Raw genomic sequence first — 14,522 nt, 5'->3', positions numbered from 1 at the left:
GCACCGCTTCCGGGGGGGGCTCCAGGGCCCCGCGCGGGCTCCAGCTCGTTGAGTGCGTGGTTCGGCTGCGACACGCCGGGCGTGCCGCAGCCGAACCACGCACTCAGATTCCGGCAGCCTGCGCAGCCGACTCCCGTGAGCCCTTGAGCGAGAGCAGCATCGAGACCGCGAGCCCCGCCGCGGTGACCCCGACGAGCAGGCGGTAGTCGACCGCGCCGACGACGGCCGCCGCGACCACGGTCATGACGAGCTGCGGCACGTTGAGCAGCATGTTCGTCGCGGCCGAGGTGCGCCCCTGCAGCGTCGGCGGGGTCTTGAGCTGGCGCTCGGTCACGAACCCGACGATCGCCCACGTGACGCCCAGCCCGACCGCCCCCATCCCCACGATGATCGCGGCGAGGTTCGTGCCCAGTGCGGGCAGGATCCCGAGGGTGACGATCCCGAGCGCGAGCGCGACCAGGCGCTGCGACCCGATCCGCTTGATCATGCGCGCGGCCGTGAGGCCCGCGACGATCGCCGTGACGCCCTGGACGCTCGAGATCGGTCCGAGCATCTCCGGGCCGAGCCCCAGGCCGTTCTCGATGACCGCGAAGCTCACCGCGTTGAGGACGCCCACGGCGCCGAACGCGACCGCGAGCGCGACGGTCAGGACCCCGAGAGGGGCCGTGCGGACCAGGTGGCGGAAGCCCGCGGTGACCTCGGCGAGGAACGGCTCGCGCTCGTCCTGGGGCGTCGGCGGGGTCTCGACGAGCACGATCCGGGACACGAAGAACGCCGCGACCACGAACGCGACGACGGCCGAGACGACGAGCGGCAGCGGGCCGACGGCGACGTACACGCCCGCACCGATGACCGGCATGACGAGGCGGAACGTCTGGTCGATCGTCGTGAGGCGGCCGTTGGCGGCCCCGAGCGCCTCGTCGGGCAGCAGGTCGCGGATCAGCCCGGACTGGGCCGCGGCCGTCGCGAACCCGATCCCCGAGTACAGCACCGTGACGACGAAGATCAGCCACACCTGGTCGGGCCCCCGGACCGCGAACAACGAGAGCAGCGAGACCGCGCCGACGAGGTAGGCGACGATCATCATGCGACGGCGCGAGACACGGTCGGCGACCTGTCCGAGCAGCGGCGAGACGAGGGCCGGGAGCCCCAGGGCCGCGAACACGAGGCCCGCAGTGCCGTTCGAGCCCGTGAGGTCCTTGACCCACACCGCGAAGATGATCGCGAGGACCGAGTCCGCGAAGTTCGTGAAGCCCCACGCGACCGTCAGGAGGCGGAAGGGGCGCGTGCGCAGCGCCTGCTTGACCAGTGCTGCGTCGTCGGTGGTCGTGCTCATGCGTCGGCCTCCTCGCCGGTCGGCAGCTCGATCGTGACCGAGCCGGGGGTGGACGTCCCCGCGCCGGGGGCGGCCGGGTCGGAGGCGGCCCCGGGGGCGTCCGGGTCGAAGGGGTCCGCGTTGACGACGCCGAAGAGCCGGGCGGGCCGGGATCCCTCGGGCCGGAGCTCGGGGTGCGCCCAGCGCCCCTCGAAGCGGTCGGTGATCGCCTGGAGCTCGCGCGAGAGCTCGGTGAGCTCGGCGGGCGTCGCCCAGAACGAGCTCTTGGTCATGACGGACGCGAGCAGCCACTCGTGGGGCTGGCGGGTCGCGCTGTCGATCCAGTGCTTGACCCTGCTCGCCTCCTGGTCGACGACGATCCGTGCGAGCTCGCCCGCGGCGCGCAGCGATTCCGGCTGCTCGGGGTCGTAGCGGCTGGTGCGACCGGCGCCGACGGGCTTCCACGGCTTCTCCCGACCGACGCGCTCGGCAGGCTCGACGAACCCGTACTTGGCGAGCATGCGCAGGTGGAAGGAACAGCTCGCGACCGACTCCCCCGTCACCTCTGCGCAGCGCGTGGCGGTGGCCTGGCCCTCGTCGTCGAGCAGGTCGAGGATCGCGAGCCGCAGCGGGTGGGCCAGCGCGCGGATGCGTTCCGGGTCCGAGGTCGTGACGGCCTCGTCGCGCTGGGCGGGGGCCGGGGGCTGCGCGGGCCGGCGAGCGCCGTCGTCGGGCGGGGTGGTCTGTGGCATGACAGACACGGTACAACTCTAAAGAAGTCTTGCGCAAGACTTCTTTAGAATCAGATCGACACCTGGCTCTCGTGCCGTCGCGCGTGCCCCAGGTCGTGCAGCCGGTCGATCACGACCACTCCCCCGAGGACCGCGACGGCCAGGCTCGCGCCGGCCAGGACGTCCGTCACGAAGTGGTAGCCCAGGTACAGCCTGCTCCCACCGACGACGACGATCACGACGACGCTCACCACGACCCACAGCGCGAGCACGAGGCGCCGCTGCCGCCCTTCCTTCCACTGCCGCCACACGAGGTATCCCCCGACGAGCACCAGGGTCGCCGCACCGATCGTGTGCCCCGACGGGAACGAGAAGCTGTGCTCGACACCCGCGACGACCATCGCCGACTCGTCGGGCCGCGGCCGGGCCACGAGCGCCTTGAGGACCGTCGAGACGAGCGTCGACGTGATCATCGCCCCGACGAGCAGCCCCGGCTCCCACCAGCGCCGGGTCGCGAGCCCCCACCACAGGCAGCCCACGGCCACGAGGATCGGCAGCACCACGGGACCGAACATGTTGGTGATGAACGTCAGCACGGTCGTCGCGGCCTCGCTCCGGTGCGCGACCATCCACTCCAGCACGACGTCGTCGGTGAACCACAGGTCGTCGCGCTCGCGCACCGAGTCGTAGACGACCAGGAACCCCAGGACGCCGATCACGATCAGGACCAGGCCCGGCAGCGCGGCGACCAGCCGCGCACGCCACACGTCCCGCCCGCCCGACGGCGCCACCTCCCCCGCGCTCAGGTCACCTCGGGCGTCGCGCGCCTCGTCGTCAGGGTTCATCCCGAGAGCCTAGGGAGAAAAAGGGGTGCGCCGCTCGGCGAGAAGGTGGAAGTGTGGCACCCATCACCGCGGTGGCGTCCGTCCGGTCCGTACCGGGCGGTGGAGGGCCCGGCCAGGTCCACGAATCCGACGTCACGAGAGACACCACCATGCATCCCCAGCTCATGTACGACGTCGCCGACCTCGGTCGGCGCGAACAGCTCCAGGAGCAGACCCGCCGCCGCAGCTCGCTGCGCCGGACGACGACGCGCCTCCCGGAGCACACCCGGCGCGCACCACGAACGGCGACGACGGAGCCCCGTCCGGACGCCGACGCGGACGCCGACGGCCTAGGCTGTGGGCGTGAGCCCCGTGAACACCAACGACCGCATCGTGTGGATCGACTGCGAGATGACCGGCCTCGACCTGGGCGCGGACGCGCTCATCGAGGTCGCCGCCGTCGTCACCGACTCCGAGCTGAACGTCCTGGGTGAGGGGGTCGACGTCCTCATCACCCCGCCGGACGCGGCGATCGAGCAGATGGGGGACTTCGTCCGCGAGATGCACACCACCTCGGGGCTGCTCGAGGAGCTGCCGGGCGGCACGACCATGGCCGACGCGCAGGCCCGCGTGCTGGAGTACATCCGCACGTGGGTGCCCGAGCCCGGCAAGGCCCCGCTCGCGGGGAACTCGGTCGGCACCGACAAGACGTTCCTCGAGCGCGACATGCCGGAGCTGGTCCGTCACCTGCACTACCGGATCGTCGACGTCTCCTCGATCAAGGAGCTCGCCCGTCGTTGGTACCCGCGGGTCTACTTCGCGTCCCCGGCCAAGACGGGCGGCCACCGTGCCCTGGGCGACATCCTCGACAGCATCGACGAGCTGCGCTACTACCGCGAGGCCCTGTTCGTGCCACAGCCCGGGACGGACTCGCGGACCGCGAAGGCGATCGCCGAGCGCATCAAGTCGACGAGCGTCGGCACGACGCTCGGGACGATCGCCGCGCCCGAGGCAGGAGCCGCCGCGGGAGCCGCCGCGACCCCCGGTGCGACGCCCACCGAGGCCGGCGCCGAAAACCTGTCCTGACACCCCTCAGAAACCAGGTACACTTTTCGACGGCTGCTAGAACGGTTCCTCGGAACCCGAGCAGGCCGTGGTGGGTATAGCTCAGCTGGTAGAGCACCTGGTTGTGGTCCAGGGGGTCGCGGGTTCAAGTCCCGTTACTCACCCCACGGGAAGAGGCTCCTTGCGTTCGCGCGAGGGGCCTCTTCTGCTTTCAGCACCCCGCATCACCCCCGCGAGACGTCCCCGCGGCGACTGTGATCCCGCTCACCGGTGGCGGCTCCGTCAGCGTTCCCTACAGTGGGTGAGGTGTCAGCCCCCGCGAACAGTGCCGTCCGTGGTGAGCACCAGCACGCGCAGGCCGTGGCCTCGTTGGTGCGCTCCGCCGCTGCCGTCGACCCGGGTCGCCCGTTGCGCCTGGCGAAGCGGACGACGAACCTGTTCCGTCCCCGACGCCCCTCCCCCGGTCCCGGCCTGGACGCGTCGGGCCTGACGGGGGTGGTCTCGGTCGACGAGGCCGCGGGCACGGCGGACGTCCAGGGCATGTGCACGTACGAGGACCTGGTGGCGGTGACGCTGCCGCACGGGCTGGTCCCGACGGTCGTCCCGCAGCTGCGCACGATCACGGTCGGCGGCGCCCTGGCGGGGCTCGGCATCGAGTCGAGCTCGCTGCGCAACGGTCTGCCGCACGAGGCGGTCCTCGAGATCGACGTCCTGACACCGGCCGGCGAGCTCGTCACGGCCGGGCCCACGGGCGAGCACGCCGACCTCTTCCGCGCGTTCCCCAACTCGTACGGGACCCTGGGGTACGCGACGCGCGTGCGGTTGCGCCTCGACCGGGCCGAGCCGTTCGTCGCGGTCCGCAACGTGCGCTTCGGGTCGGTCGCGGAGGTCGCCGCGGCGGTCGGCAAGATCGCGGCGGACGGCTCGTGGGAGGGGCAGCGGGTCGACTTCTGCGACGGGGTCCTGTTCGCCCCGGGTGAGGTGTACCTGTGCCTGGGCCGGTTCTCCTCGCGCGAGGAGGCGCGGGCGCTCGCCCCCGCGCCGAGCGACTACACGGGTCAGCGCATCTACTACCTCTCGGTGCGCGAGCGCCCGCTCGACGTGCTGAGCACCCACGACTACCTGTGGCGCTGGGACACGGACTGGTTCTGGTGCTCGCGCGCGCTCGGGGTGCAGAACCCGGTGGTGCGCAGGCTGTGGCCGCGTCGGTGGCGGCGCTCGGACGTCTACCGCCGGATCGTGGGCCTCGACGAGCGCCTGGACCTCACGGGCCGGCTCGCCGACCTTCGCCGTCGTCCCCGCCACGAGCGGGTGGTCCAGGACGTCGAGGTGCCGCTCGACCAGCTCGAGAGCTTCATGGCGTGGTTCACGGGCCACGTCCCCATGACGCCCGTGTGGTTGTGCCCGCTGCGTCTCGCGTCGTCCGAGCCGTGGCCGCTGTACCCGCTCGAGCCGCACCGCGTGTACGTCAACGTGGGCTTCTGGGGCGGCGTCCCGATCGCCGAGGGCGGCCACGACGGTGACGTGAACCGGCTGATCGAGATGGCGGTCGCGGTCCGGCACGGCCACAAGTCGCTCTACTCGACCTCGACGTACGGGCGCGAGACGTTCGACACGTTGTACGGCGGGGTCGACTACGCGGCCGTCAAGGACCGCTACGACCCGGCGGCACGTACGCCGACGCTCTACGAGAAGGCGGTGCAGGGAGCATGACGCAGATCGCGGTGGCCGAGGTGCTGGACGAGCTGGCGGACGGCCCGCTGCCGTTCGGGTTCAGCGCGTACGACGGGTCGAGCGCGGGACCGGCCGACGCCCCGTTCCACGTGCACCTGGCGAACGAGCGGGGTCTGCGGTACGTCGCGACGTCGCCCGGTGGGCTGGGTCTCGGCCGCGCGTACGTCGCGGGCGACCTGCAGCTGGACGGTGTACCGGGCGGCGACCCGTACCCGTTGCTCAGGGCGGCGGCGGACGGGTTGCGCCTGCGTCGTCCGAGCCCCGTGGAGGCTGCACGGTGGGCGCGGGGTCTGGGGCTGGGCGTCCTGCGCCCTCCCGAGCCGCCTCCCGAGGAGCACCTGTCGCGCCTGCGTCGGCTCACCGAGGGGCTGCGGCACTCGCGGCAGCGCGACGCCGAGGCGATCAGTCACCACTACGACGTGTCGAACTCGTTCTACGAGCACGTCCTGGGGCCGTCCATGACGTACACGTGCGCGTGCTTCCCCACGCCGCAGGCGTCGCTCGAGGAGGCGCAGGAGCACAAGTACGCGCTGGTCGCGGGCAAGCTGGGGCTGCGTCCGGGCATGCGGCTGCTCGACGTCGGCTGCGGCTGGGGCGGCATGGTCCGGCACGCGGCACGCTCGGGGGTCCGGGCGCTCGGGGTGACGTTGTCCAGGCAGCAGGCCGAGTGGGCGCAGGACCGGATCGAGGCCGAGGGGCTGGCGGACCTCGCGGAGGTCCGGTTCGGCGACTACCGCGACGTGACGGACGGCGGGTTCGACGCGGTGAGCTCGATCGGGCTGACCGAGCACATCGGGGTCGCGAACTACCGCGCGTACTTCACGTTCCTCCAAGGGCGTCTGCGCGACGGCGGTCGGCTGCTCAACCACTCGATCACGCGTCCGACCAACACGGCCCGTTCCCGCGCGGGCGGCTTCATCGACCGGTACGTCTTCCCGGACGGCGAGCTCACGGGCTCGGGCCGGATCATCTCGACCATGCAGGACGTGGGCCTCGAGGTGCGTCACGAGGAGAACCTGCGCGAGCACTACGCGATGACGTTGCGCGAGTGGGGCGCCAACCTCACGCGACACTGGGACGAGTGCGTGGCCGACGTCGGGATCGGCACGGCCCGCGTGTGGGGCCTGTACATGGCGGGCTCGCGGCTCGCGTTCGAGCGCAACGAGATCCAGCTCCACCAGGTGCTCGCGGTGCGCCCCGAGCCGGGCGGGGCGTCGGGCTTCCCGCTGCGCCCGGACTGGACCCCGTAGGTCCGACGGCGCCGCGCGCCTCCTCGGTTCGTCCGCCGATCGCGACGGGCCGGCTCGGGCAGCGCGACGACACCGGTGGTCAGGGAAGGTCGCGGGCTGCCGTGAGGTGCGTGTGCGCGCACCTCCATCCGTCGGCGCCTCGGACGAACACGTCGGTGATCCACTCGTCGGAGCTGAACGCCTGGCCCTGGTAGTGCCCGGTGTTGGCGCCGCGGCCGACGACGACCGCGACGTCGCCCAGCGGGCGCACGCTCCCGGTGATCTTGCCCATCGACTCGTGCGTGAGGTCGCCCGAGCGCACGAGGGCCAGGAAGTCCTCGCGGGTCGTGCTGCCGTCCTCGCCGACGATCTGCCAGTCGTCGGTCATGAAGGAGCCGATGGCGTCGGCGTCGTTGGCGACGATGGCTCGCCCCCAGGCCGCCTCGACGGCTTCGAGCTCGTGCTGCAGGTCGTGGTCCGGGTCGGCTCCCATGCCGTCCTCCTGGTGGTCGCGGGCCGGTCCCGCAGGGCCCCTCGGGACCTTCGTCCCGGGGTCGGGAATCCTTCGGCCCTACGCCGCGGAACGGCCTGTCCGCTCACTTCTCCCGACGTTGACACTCTGTCATCTCCGCGTGACGGAGGCCACAGTTTCTCGCTTGTGAAGGTGTTCACAAGGTCTGTAGGGTCGACTTATCGAAGCGCTCCCAGCATAGGGATCGCAACGAAGTTCGACCCCTTCGCACCTCATCTCAGGTCGCCTCGACCTCTTCTTCTGGGAGTCACACCATGAGCACCAGCACCGCTGGTCCCGCCCGCTCCGTCCGCCTCATCGGCCTCGTCACGATGATCGCAGGCCTCGTGCTGCTGCTCGCCGGCGCAGCCACCTGGGCCACGATCACCTCGCAGCTGGCCGCCGAGAAGATCACGGTCTCCGAGGACGCCTCGATGCTCGCCGGCTCGCCGGTCCGCGGCCCCTTCAGCGCCTACGCCCAGGCCGAGATCATCAACGAGCACGCGCTCAAGATGAGCGAGGGCAAGACCTACGCCGAGCTCGACAAGGAAGACCCGACCCGCGCGACGGTCATGAACGGCTCGTTCCTCCGCGCCTCGCTCTTCACCTCGGTCGTCTCCTACGGCGTCAGCGCACTGGTCATGGGCCTCGGTGTCCTCTTCGGCCTCCTCGGCTACGCCCTGCGTCGCATCGGAGCAGCCCCCGCGCTGAGCACCGGCACCGCGAACCCCACCCCTGAGGTCGTCAACGCCTGACGCAGCAGCACCAGCACGACCAGCTCGGCAGATCACCCGGCAAGAATCTCCCGGCATGGTGAAGGCCCGACGAGCATCGCTCGTCGGGCCTTCATCACGTCCGGGGTCGGGCGAAGCGCCCCCGCCGACCGAGGGCCCGGGACGGTCGCGCCGCCCTGGGACGTCAGGCCTCGGGGCTGCGCTCGAGCCGCCGTGCCACCGCGTCCGCGAAGCGGTCGAGCGAGCCCTTGCCGAGCGCGAAGAAGAGCGAGGGCTCGGTGAGCTCGGCCTCGATGACCATGGGGGCGCCGTCGTCCCCTCCCACCAGGTCGACGCGCGCGTAGAGGTTGGGCTCCTGCCCCGGGACCGCCCTGGCCGCGACCGCGAGCGCCTGCTCGGCGACCGCGAGCTGCTCGGGGCTCGCCTCGAAGCGGCTCATCTCCTCCTGCTTGTACAGGCCCTGGGTGGGACGGTGCGGGCCGGTCAGCAGGGCGTTCTTGCGCACGGCGTGCGAGAACTCGCCGTCGATGAAGATCAGGCCGGTCTCGCCCGCGGTGTCGACGCTGCGGACGTACGGCTGGACCATGACCTGCCGGCCGGAGGCCAGGAGGTTCTTGGCGTGCTGGATCGCGAGGCCGCGCGAGTGCGCCTCGCCGGACTGGTAGCGCCCCGTGTCCTTGGCCCCGGCGCTCACGACGGGCTTGATGACGAAGTCCCCCTGCGCGGGCAGGCGCGTGTGGATGGCGCGCGAGGACAGGTTCTGGCTCGGGTCGAGCCAGAGCGTCGGGATGACCGGGACGCCCTGCTCCTCGAGCTCCTTGAGGTAGCGCTTGTCGGTGTTCCAGCTGATGACCGCGGCGGGGTTGAGCACCCGACCGGCCCGCTCGGCCCACTCGACGAACTCGTCGCGGCGCGGCGCGTAGTCCCAGGCCGAGCGCACGACGACCGCGTCGAACGAGGACCAGTCGACCGACTCGTCGTCCCACACCGACGGCACGGCCTCGATGCCCCGGGCTTCGAGCGCTCCCACGAGGGGGGCGTCGTCGGGGTCGAGGCGGGGCAGGACGGAGCAGGTGGCGATGGCGATGCGCGAGGTGGTGGTCACGCGTACGAGCCTAGACGCCCCGCGCGCACCGTACACGCGAGAACGGTGAGATCTCCGTCGCGCGCCGGACCGTCCGCTAGACCGCGGCGGCGTCCGCGGTGCGTCGGAGGGCGGCGAGGATCCCGTCCGCGGTGAGGGACCCGACGACGTCGCCCGCCTCGTCCGCGACGGGCACCCGGCCCATCGCGGAGCCGGGCAGGGCCGCGATCGCCTCGAAGGCCACGGACAGCGGCGCGCCCAGGCGGATCGGGTCGGGGGCGGGAGCGGAGATGAGGTCCGCGCCCTCGAGGTCCGCGCGCTGCACCATGGCCAGCCCGAGCATGCGGACCGGCGCGCCCTCCCCGATGAACTCGCGCACGGGGTCGCTCGCGGGGTGGGCCAGGACGGTCAGCGGTTCGGCGAGCTGCTCGAGGTGCCCGCCGAAGCTGAAGACCGCGATGCGGTCGGCGAGATGGACGGCCTCGTCGATGTCGTGGGTCACGAACAGGACCGTGGTCCCGAGCTCGCGCTGGATGCGCCGGAACTCGGTCTGGAGCCGTCGGCGCCCGGCGGGGTCGACGGCTCCGAAGGGCTCGTCCATGAGCAGGACGGGCGGGTCGGTCGCGAGGGCCCGGGCCACGCCGACGCGTTGACGCTCACCGCCCGAGAGCTCGTGCGGGTAGCGCTTGGCGTAGGTGTCGGGGGCCAGACCGACGAGCTCGAGCAGCTCGCCGACCCGTGCCCGGGTGCGGGACCTGTCCCAGCCGAGGAGCCCCGGCACGGTCGCCACGTTCTGGGCGACGGTGCGGTGCGGGAACAGGCCGACGTTCTGGATCACGTACCCGATCCGCCGCCGCAGGGCCACGGGGTCGCCCTGCGTGATGTCCTCGCCGCGCAGCAGGATGCGCCCGGCCGAGGGCTCCACGAGGCGGTTGGTCATGCGCAGCGTCGTGGACTTCCCGCAGCCGGACGGCCCCACGAGCGCGAGCATCTCGTGCTCGCGCACGCTCAGCGACAGGTCGCCCACGGCGACCGTCCCGTTGGGGTACTCCTTGCGGACGCCGTCGAACACGATCGCCGTCTCGTCGGTGATCGTCGGGAACGCTGGGGTGGCCTCGGTGGTGCCGGTCGGGGTGCTCGCCATGCCACGACGCTACCCGGCGCACCACCCCGTCGCGCGAGCGGTGGGTGCCCCGGGATAGGTTCGACGGCATGCCACCCAACCCGTGGTTCTCGTGGAGCTACGTTCAGAACAACTGGGGAGAGATCTCCCAGGCGCTCGTCGAGCACACGACGATCACCATCCAGGCCGTGCTCATCGCGCTGGTCATCGCCCTGCCGCTCGCGGCGCTCGCGCACCGTGTGCGCTGGCTCGCCGTCCCCGTGCTCGGCACGACGGGCGTCATGTACACGATCCCCTCCCTCGCGCTGTTCTCGATCCTCGTCCCGTTCACAGGGATCGGACGGACGCCCGTGCTCATCGGTCTCGTGATGTACGCCCTGCTCATCCTGGTGCGCAACATCCTGGTGGGCCTGCAGGGCGTCGACCCCGACGTGCGCGACGCGGCCAAGGGCCTGGGCTACGGACCCACGCGCCTGCTCACCTCGGTCGAGATCCCCAACGCGCTGCCGAGCATCATGACCGGTGTGCGGCTCGCGACGGTCTCGACCGTGGCGCTCGTCACGGTCGGGTTCGTCGCGGGGTTCGGCGGGCTGGGCACCCTGATGTTCCGCGGCTTCCGGTCGAGCTACAACGCCCAGATCATGACCGCGACGCTGCTGTGCCTGCTGCTGGCCGTCGTGCTCGACCTGCTGCTCCTGCTGCTGGGTCGGGCCCTGACCCCGTGGTCGCGCACCCGCGCGCCGGGCACGGCGAACCGCACGACGGAGGGCTCGACGAGGCGGGGCACGACCGATGCGGCCGTCGCCCAGGCAGCCGAAGCGGCGAACGAGCGGACCGCATGAACGTCGTCCAGGAAGCCCTGACGTGGCTCAACGACCCGCTCAACTGGACAGGGCCCGACGGGCTGCTGGTCCGCACGGGAGAGCACCTGGAGATGACCGCGGTGGCGGTCCTCCTGGCCGCGCTCATCGCGCTGCCCGCGGGCATCTGGCTCGGCCACTCGGGCAAGGGCGCGGGCCCGACGATCGTGGTCGTGAACACCTCGCGCGCGCTGCCGACGTTCGGGATCCTGCTGATCCTCGCGGCGGGCGGGCTGTTCGGGGACCGGGCCGCGGTCATCTCGGCCGTGATCTTCGCGATCCCGCTCATCCTCGCGAACGCCTACACGGGCGTCGCCGAGGTCGACCCCGACGTCAAGGACGCGGCACGCGGCATGGGCATGAGCTCGCAGCGATCGCTGTGGCTCGTCGAGGTCCCGCTCGCGGTGCCCCTGGTCGCGGCGGGACTGCGGACCGCGATCGTGCAGGTCATCGCGGTGCTGACGCTCGCGGCCTTCGTCGGGGGCGGTGGGCTGGGCGTACCCCTGCGGGTCGGGTTCTCCAACCAGCGCTACGGGCAGGTCCTCGCGGTGGGGGTCGTGATCGCGGTGCTGTGCCTCGTGGTGGACGCGGTGCTCGCGCTCGTCCAGCGGGCGGTGACCCCCGCACCGCTGCGGGTCAAGGCGGGCACCGTGCGCTGAGGTGCCGCTCGGGTTGCCGGTGCCCTTCCCGGGGGGTGGAATGGGTTGTCCGTGCGAGCCGACGACCCGAGAGGCACCTGACACCCATGTCACGGCGATCCACCACCTTCCGCACCCTGACCGCTTCCGCCCTCCTCGTCGTCGCTCTCGCGGCGTGCGGCGAGGCCGGCTCCTCCGGCACCGAGGCGTCCGGAGGCTCCACGTCGACCGCGAGCGGCACCGTGTGCGAGCCCGTCGCGGGCGACGCGCTCGTCGTCCTCGAGGACGACAAGAAGCTGCAGACCGTCGACAACATCATCCCGGCGGCCAACGCGGCGGCCGTCGCGAACCAGCCCGCCGTGCTGGAGCTGCTCGACACCGTGTCCGCGGCACTTACCACCGACAAGCTCATCGCGCTCAACAAGGCCGTCGACGTGGACCGGCAGACGTCCTCGCAGGCCGCGCAGAAGTTCGTCGACGACGAGGGGCTCGCAGCGACCTCGACCCCGGGAGCAGGCACCTCGCTCGTCGTGGGTGCGGCCAACTTCTCCGAGAGCACGACGCTCGCCGAGATCTACGCCGCGGTCCTGCGCTCGGCCGGCTACGACGCCACGGTCCAGACCGTCGACGCGCGCGAGACGTACCTGCCCGCGCTCGAGTCGGGGCAGCTCAGCGTGTTCCCCGAGTACGTGGGCACGCTCACCGAGTTCCTCAACAAGGAGATCAACGGCCCCGACGCCGAGCCCCTCGCGAGCGGGGACCTCGACGCCACGGTGACCGCGCTGCGCGACCTCGGGACGCAGAAGGGACTGACGTTCGGCGAGCCGTCGGCGGCCCAGGACCAGAACGCGTTCGCCGTCACGACGGCCTTCGCCGAGAAGTACGACGTGTCGACGCTCAGCGAGCTGGCCGAGGCCTGCCCCGGCGGCGTCACTCTCGGCGCCGGACCGGAGTGCCCGGAGCGCGCGTTCTGCCAGCCGGGGCTCGAGGAGACCTACGGTCTCAACGTGACCAACTTCGTGAACCTTGACGTGGGCGGGCCGCTGACCAAGTCGGCGCTGCTCCAGGGCGAGATCGTGCTCGGGCTCGTGTTCTCCTCGGACGGCCAGCTCGGCTGACCGAGCAGGCGGCTGCTCGGGCCCGCGCGCCTACAGGCCGTAGGTCTCGAGCAGCCGTAGCCAGACCTCGCTGATCGTCGGGTAGGCGGGCACAGCGTGCCACAGGCGTGCAAGCGGCACCTGCCCGACGATCGCGATGGTCGCGGCGTGCAGCATCTCCGCCGCGTCCGGCCCGACGAACGTCGCGCCCACGATCACCTGCCGGTCGGTGTCGACGACGATCTGCGCGGTCCCCTCGTACCCCTCGGCCACGAGCACCGCCCCGGACACCGACCCGAGCTTGTACGACACCGCCTTGACCGGGAGCCCGGCCTTCCTGGCCTCGGCCTCGGTCAGCCCCACCGACGCGACCTCGGGGCGGGAGAACACGACCTGGGTCTTCGCACCGTGGTCTGCGGTCGCGGCGTAGCGGCTCCACGGCTCGGGGCTCTCGCCGTCCCCGCCGGCCGCCGCCGCCTGCCCGGGCTTCGCCTTCCCGAACCGTGCCGCGACCACGTCGCCCACGACGCGCCCCTGGTACTTGCCCTGGTGCGTGGTCGCCACCCGCCCCGTCACGTCGCCGCACGCGAACAGCCAGCCGCCGTCGACCCCCTGGACCTCGAGCTGGTCGTCGACCGCGAGCGCCTTCCCGGGTTCGAGCCCGACGACGTCGACCCCCAGGTCCGCGGTGCGCGGCACGCGGCCCGTCGCGACGAGCACCTGCGCCGCCGCGACCGACCCCTTGCCCTGCGGGCCGTCGTACGCGAGGCGCGATCCGCCGTCGGGCAGGGACGTCGCTCCCGTGACGCTCACGCCCAGGCGCACGTCCACGCCGATCCTCTTCAGGCCCGCCGCGACGGCCTCGCCCGCGAACGGCTCCGAGCGCCCGAGCAGGCGACCGCGCGAGAGCAGCGTGACCTGCGACCCCAGGTCGCGGAACGCCGTCGCCATCTCGACGCCCACGACTCCCCCGCCCACCACCACGATCGAGGTCGGGACGTCCTGGACGCTCGTGGCCTCACGGCTGCTCCACGGGTCCGTCTCGGCGAGGCCCGGGGTGTCGGGCAGGACGGGCACACTGCCCGTCGCGACGATCACGGCGTGCCGTGCGGCGAGCAGGCGGGTCTCGGGGAGGTCGTCGACGTCGGCGTCGGGGTCCTCGGGGCTGACCTCGACGAGCTTCGCCCCGACCAGCCGGCCGAGCCCGCGCACGAGCGAGATCCCGGCGCCGTCGAGCCACTGGACCTGCCCGGAGTCGTCCCAGTGCGAGACCATCTCGTCGCGGCGCGCCAGGATCGGGGCGGGGTCGAGCACCGGGTCGGCCACGATGCCGGGAACCGCACGCGCGGCCGCGAGCGCCGCGCCGGGGCGCAGCAGCGCCTTGGACGGCATGCACGCCCAGTAGGAGCACTCCCCTCCGACGAGCTCTGCCTCGACCACGGCGACGCTCAGCCCGGTGCGGCTCGCACGGTCGGCGGCGTTCTCGCCGACGGGCCCACCACCGATCACGATCACGTCGTAGGTCTCGTCCGGGGTGGCCTGGGTGCGTGGGTCGGTGCTCATGCCTCCCATCGTGA

General features: G+C 72.2%; 13 protein-coding genes, 1 tRNA gene and 2 pseudogenes. 8 read left to right on the top strand and 8 right to left on the bottom strand.

Annotated features, from left to right (window positions below):
* Window positions 1-103: 103 nt before the first annotated feature.
* The 3 genes from ACFVQ3_RS16060 to ACFVQ3_RS16050 are packed head-to-tail and all read right to left on the bottom strand — an operon-like array spanning window position 104 to window position 2,891.
* Window positions 104-1,336, bottom strand: a complete 1,233-nt coding sequence (locus ACFVQ3_RS16060; RefSeq protein WP_387641040.1) for an MFS transporter — start codon at window positions 1,334-1,336, stop codon at window positions 104-106.
* Entirely contained in the window at window positions 1,333-2,067 is a 735-nt protein-coding gene (locus ACFVQ3_RS16055) for an ArsR/SmtB family transcription factor (RefSeq protein WP_387641038.1), read from the bottom strand. The genes ACFVQ3_RS16060 and ACFVQ3_RS16055 overlap by 4 nt, the downstream gene beginning before the upstream one ends.
* A gap of 50 nt (window positions 2,068-2,117) precedes the next feature.
* Window positions 2,118-2,891 carry a phosphatase PAP2 family protein gene (locus ACFVQ3_RS16050; protein ID WP_387641035.1) on the bottom strand — a complete coding sequence of 258 codons (774 nt, stop codon included), beginning with the start codon at window positions 2,889-2,891 and terminating at the stop codon, window positions 2,118-2,120.
* A gap of 390 nt (window positions 2,892-3,281) precedes the next feature.
* Between ACFVQ3_RS16050 and orn the strand changes: the two are divergent.
* A pseudogene (gene orn, locus ACFVQ3_RS16045) lies at window positions 3,282-3,743 on the top strand (oligoribonuclease); the annotation flags it as partial.
* Here orn and ACFVQ3_RS16040 read toward each other — a convergent pair.
* Window positions 3,675-3,959: pseudogene (locus ACFVQ3_RS16040) on the bottom strand (hypothetical protein); the annotation flags it as partial. The pseudogenes orn and ACFVQ3_RS16040 sit on opposite strands and share 69 nt — an antisense overlap.
* Before the next feature lie 67 nt (window positions 3,960-4,026).
* Between ACFVQ3_RS16040 and ACFVQ3_RS16035 the strand changes: the two are divergent.
* The 3 genes from ACFVQ3_RS16035 to ACFVQ3_RS16025 all read left to right on the top strand — a co-directional run bounded on the left by ACFVQ3_RS16035 (window position 4,027) and on the right by ACFVQ3_RS16025 (window position 6,919).
* A tRNA-His gene (locus ACFVQ3_RS16035) sits at window positions 4,027-4,102 on the top strand.
* A gap of 139 nt (window positions 4,103-4,241) precedes the next feature.
* The gene (locus ACFVQ3_RS16030) at window positions 4,242-5,648 is read left to right on the top strand and encodes an FAD-binding oxidoreductase (RefSeq protein ID WP_387641032.1); all 1,407 of its coding nucleotides are present in this window, start codon (window positions 4,242-4,244) and stop codon (window positions 5,646-5,648) included.
* Entirely contained in the window at window positions 5,645-6,919 is a 1,275-nt protein-coding gene (locus ACFVQ3_RS16025; RefSeq protein ID WP_387641029.1) for a class I SAM-dependent methyltransferase, read from the top strand. Before ACFVQ3_RS16030 ends, ACFVQ3_RS16025 begins: the two co-directional genes overlap by 4 nt.
* A gap of 79 nt (window positions 6,920-6,998) precedes the next feature.
* On the opposite strand, the gene ACFVQ3_RS16020 is transcribed toward ACFVQ3_RS16025, so the two are convergent.
* On the bottom strand, window positions 6,999-7,391 hold the full coding sequence (locus ACFVQ3_RS16020) for a nuclear transport factor 2 family protein (protein ID WP_387641027.1): 393 nt from the start codon (window positions 7,389-7,391) through the stop codon (window positions 6,999-7,001).
* Between the two features lie 293 nt (window positions 7,392-7,684).
* Between ACFVQ3_RS16020 and ACFVQ3_RS16015 the strand changes: the two genes are divergently transcribed.
* Window positions 7,685-8,164 (top strand): aromatic ring-opening dioxygenase LigA, encoded by a 480-nt coding sequence (locus ACFVQ3_RS16015; RefSeq protein ID WP_387641025.1) that lies wholly within the window; start codon window positions 7,685-7,687, stop codon window positions 8,162-8,164.
* Between the two features lie 163 nt (window positions 8,165-8,327).
* On the opposite strand, the gene ACFVQ3_RS16010 is transcribed toward ACFVQ3_RS16015, so the two are convergent.
* Together ACFVQ3_RS16010 and ACFVQ3_RS16005 are read right to left on the bottom strand one after the other, a co-directional pair.
* Complete coding sequence (locus tag ACFVQ3_RS16010) at window positions 8,328-9,248, bottom strand: RimK family alpha-L-glutamate ligase (protein ID WP_387641023.1); 921 nt, start codon at window positions 9,246-9,248, stop codon at window positions 8,328-8,330.
* A gap of 76 nt (window positions 9,249-9,324) precedes the next feature.
* The gene (locus ACFVQ3_RS16005; RefSeq protein WP_387641021.1) at window positions 9,325-10,371 is read right to left on the bottom strand and encodes an ABC transporter ATP-binding protein; all 1,047 of its coding nucleotides are present in this window, start codon (window positions 10,369-10,371) and stop codon (window positions 9,325-9,327) included.
* A 68-nt stretch (window positions 10,372-10,439) separates the two neighbouring features.
* Here ACFVQ3_RS16005 and ACFVQ3_RS16000 point away from each other — a divergent pair, with 68 nt between their 5' ends.
* The 3 genes from ACFVQ3_RS16000 to ACFVQ3_RS15990 all read left to right on the top strand — a co-directional run bounded on the left by ACFVQ3_RS16000 (window position 10,440) and on the right by ACFVQ3_RS15990 (window position 12,966).
* The gene (locus ACFVQ3_RS16000) at window positions 10,440-11,192 is read left to right on the top strand and encodes an ABC transporter permease (protein WP_387641019.1); all 753 of its coding nucleotides are present in this window, start codon (window positions 10,440-10,442) and stop codon (window positions 11,190-11,192) included.
* Window positions 11,189-11,869 (top strand): ABC transporter permease, encoded by a 681-nt coding sequence (locus ACFVQ3_RS15995; protein ID WP_387641016.1) that lies wholly within the window; start codon window positions 11,189-11,191, stop codon window positions 11,867-11,869. The genes ACFVQ3_RS16000 and ACFVQ3_RS15995 overlap by 4 nt, the downstream gene beginning before the upstream one ends.
* A gap of 86 nt (window positions 11,870-11,955) precedes the next feature.
* Complete coding sequence (locus tag ACFVQ3_RS15990) at window positions 11,956-12,966, top strand: glycine betaine ABC transporter substrate-binding protein (protein ID WP_387641014.1); 1,011 nt, start codon at window positions 11,956-11,958, stop codon at window positions 12,964-12,966.
* Window positions 12,967-12,996: 30 nt separating this feature from the next.
* Here the strand turns inward: ACFVQ3_RS15990 and ACFVQ3_RS15985 are convergent, their stop codons facing one another.
* Window positions 12,997-14,508, bottom strand: coding sequence for a dihydrolipoyl dehydrogenase family protein (locus ACFVQ3_RS15985; RefSeq protein WP_387641011.1), 1,512 nt, complete (start codon window positions 14,506-14,508; stop codon window positions 12,997-12,999).
* Window positions 14,509-14,522: the final 14 nt, after the last annotated feature.

The sequence above is a fragment of the Oerskovia sp. NPDC057915 genome (genome assembly GCF_042887685.1).
GTDB lineage: Bacteria > Actinomycetota > Actinomycetes > Actinomycetales > Cellulomonadaceae > Oerskovia.
This window is presented reverse-complemented; position numbering and strand designations above follow the sequence as displayed.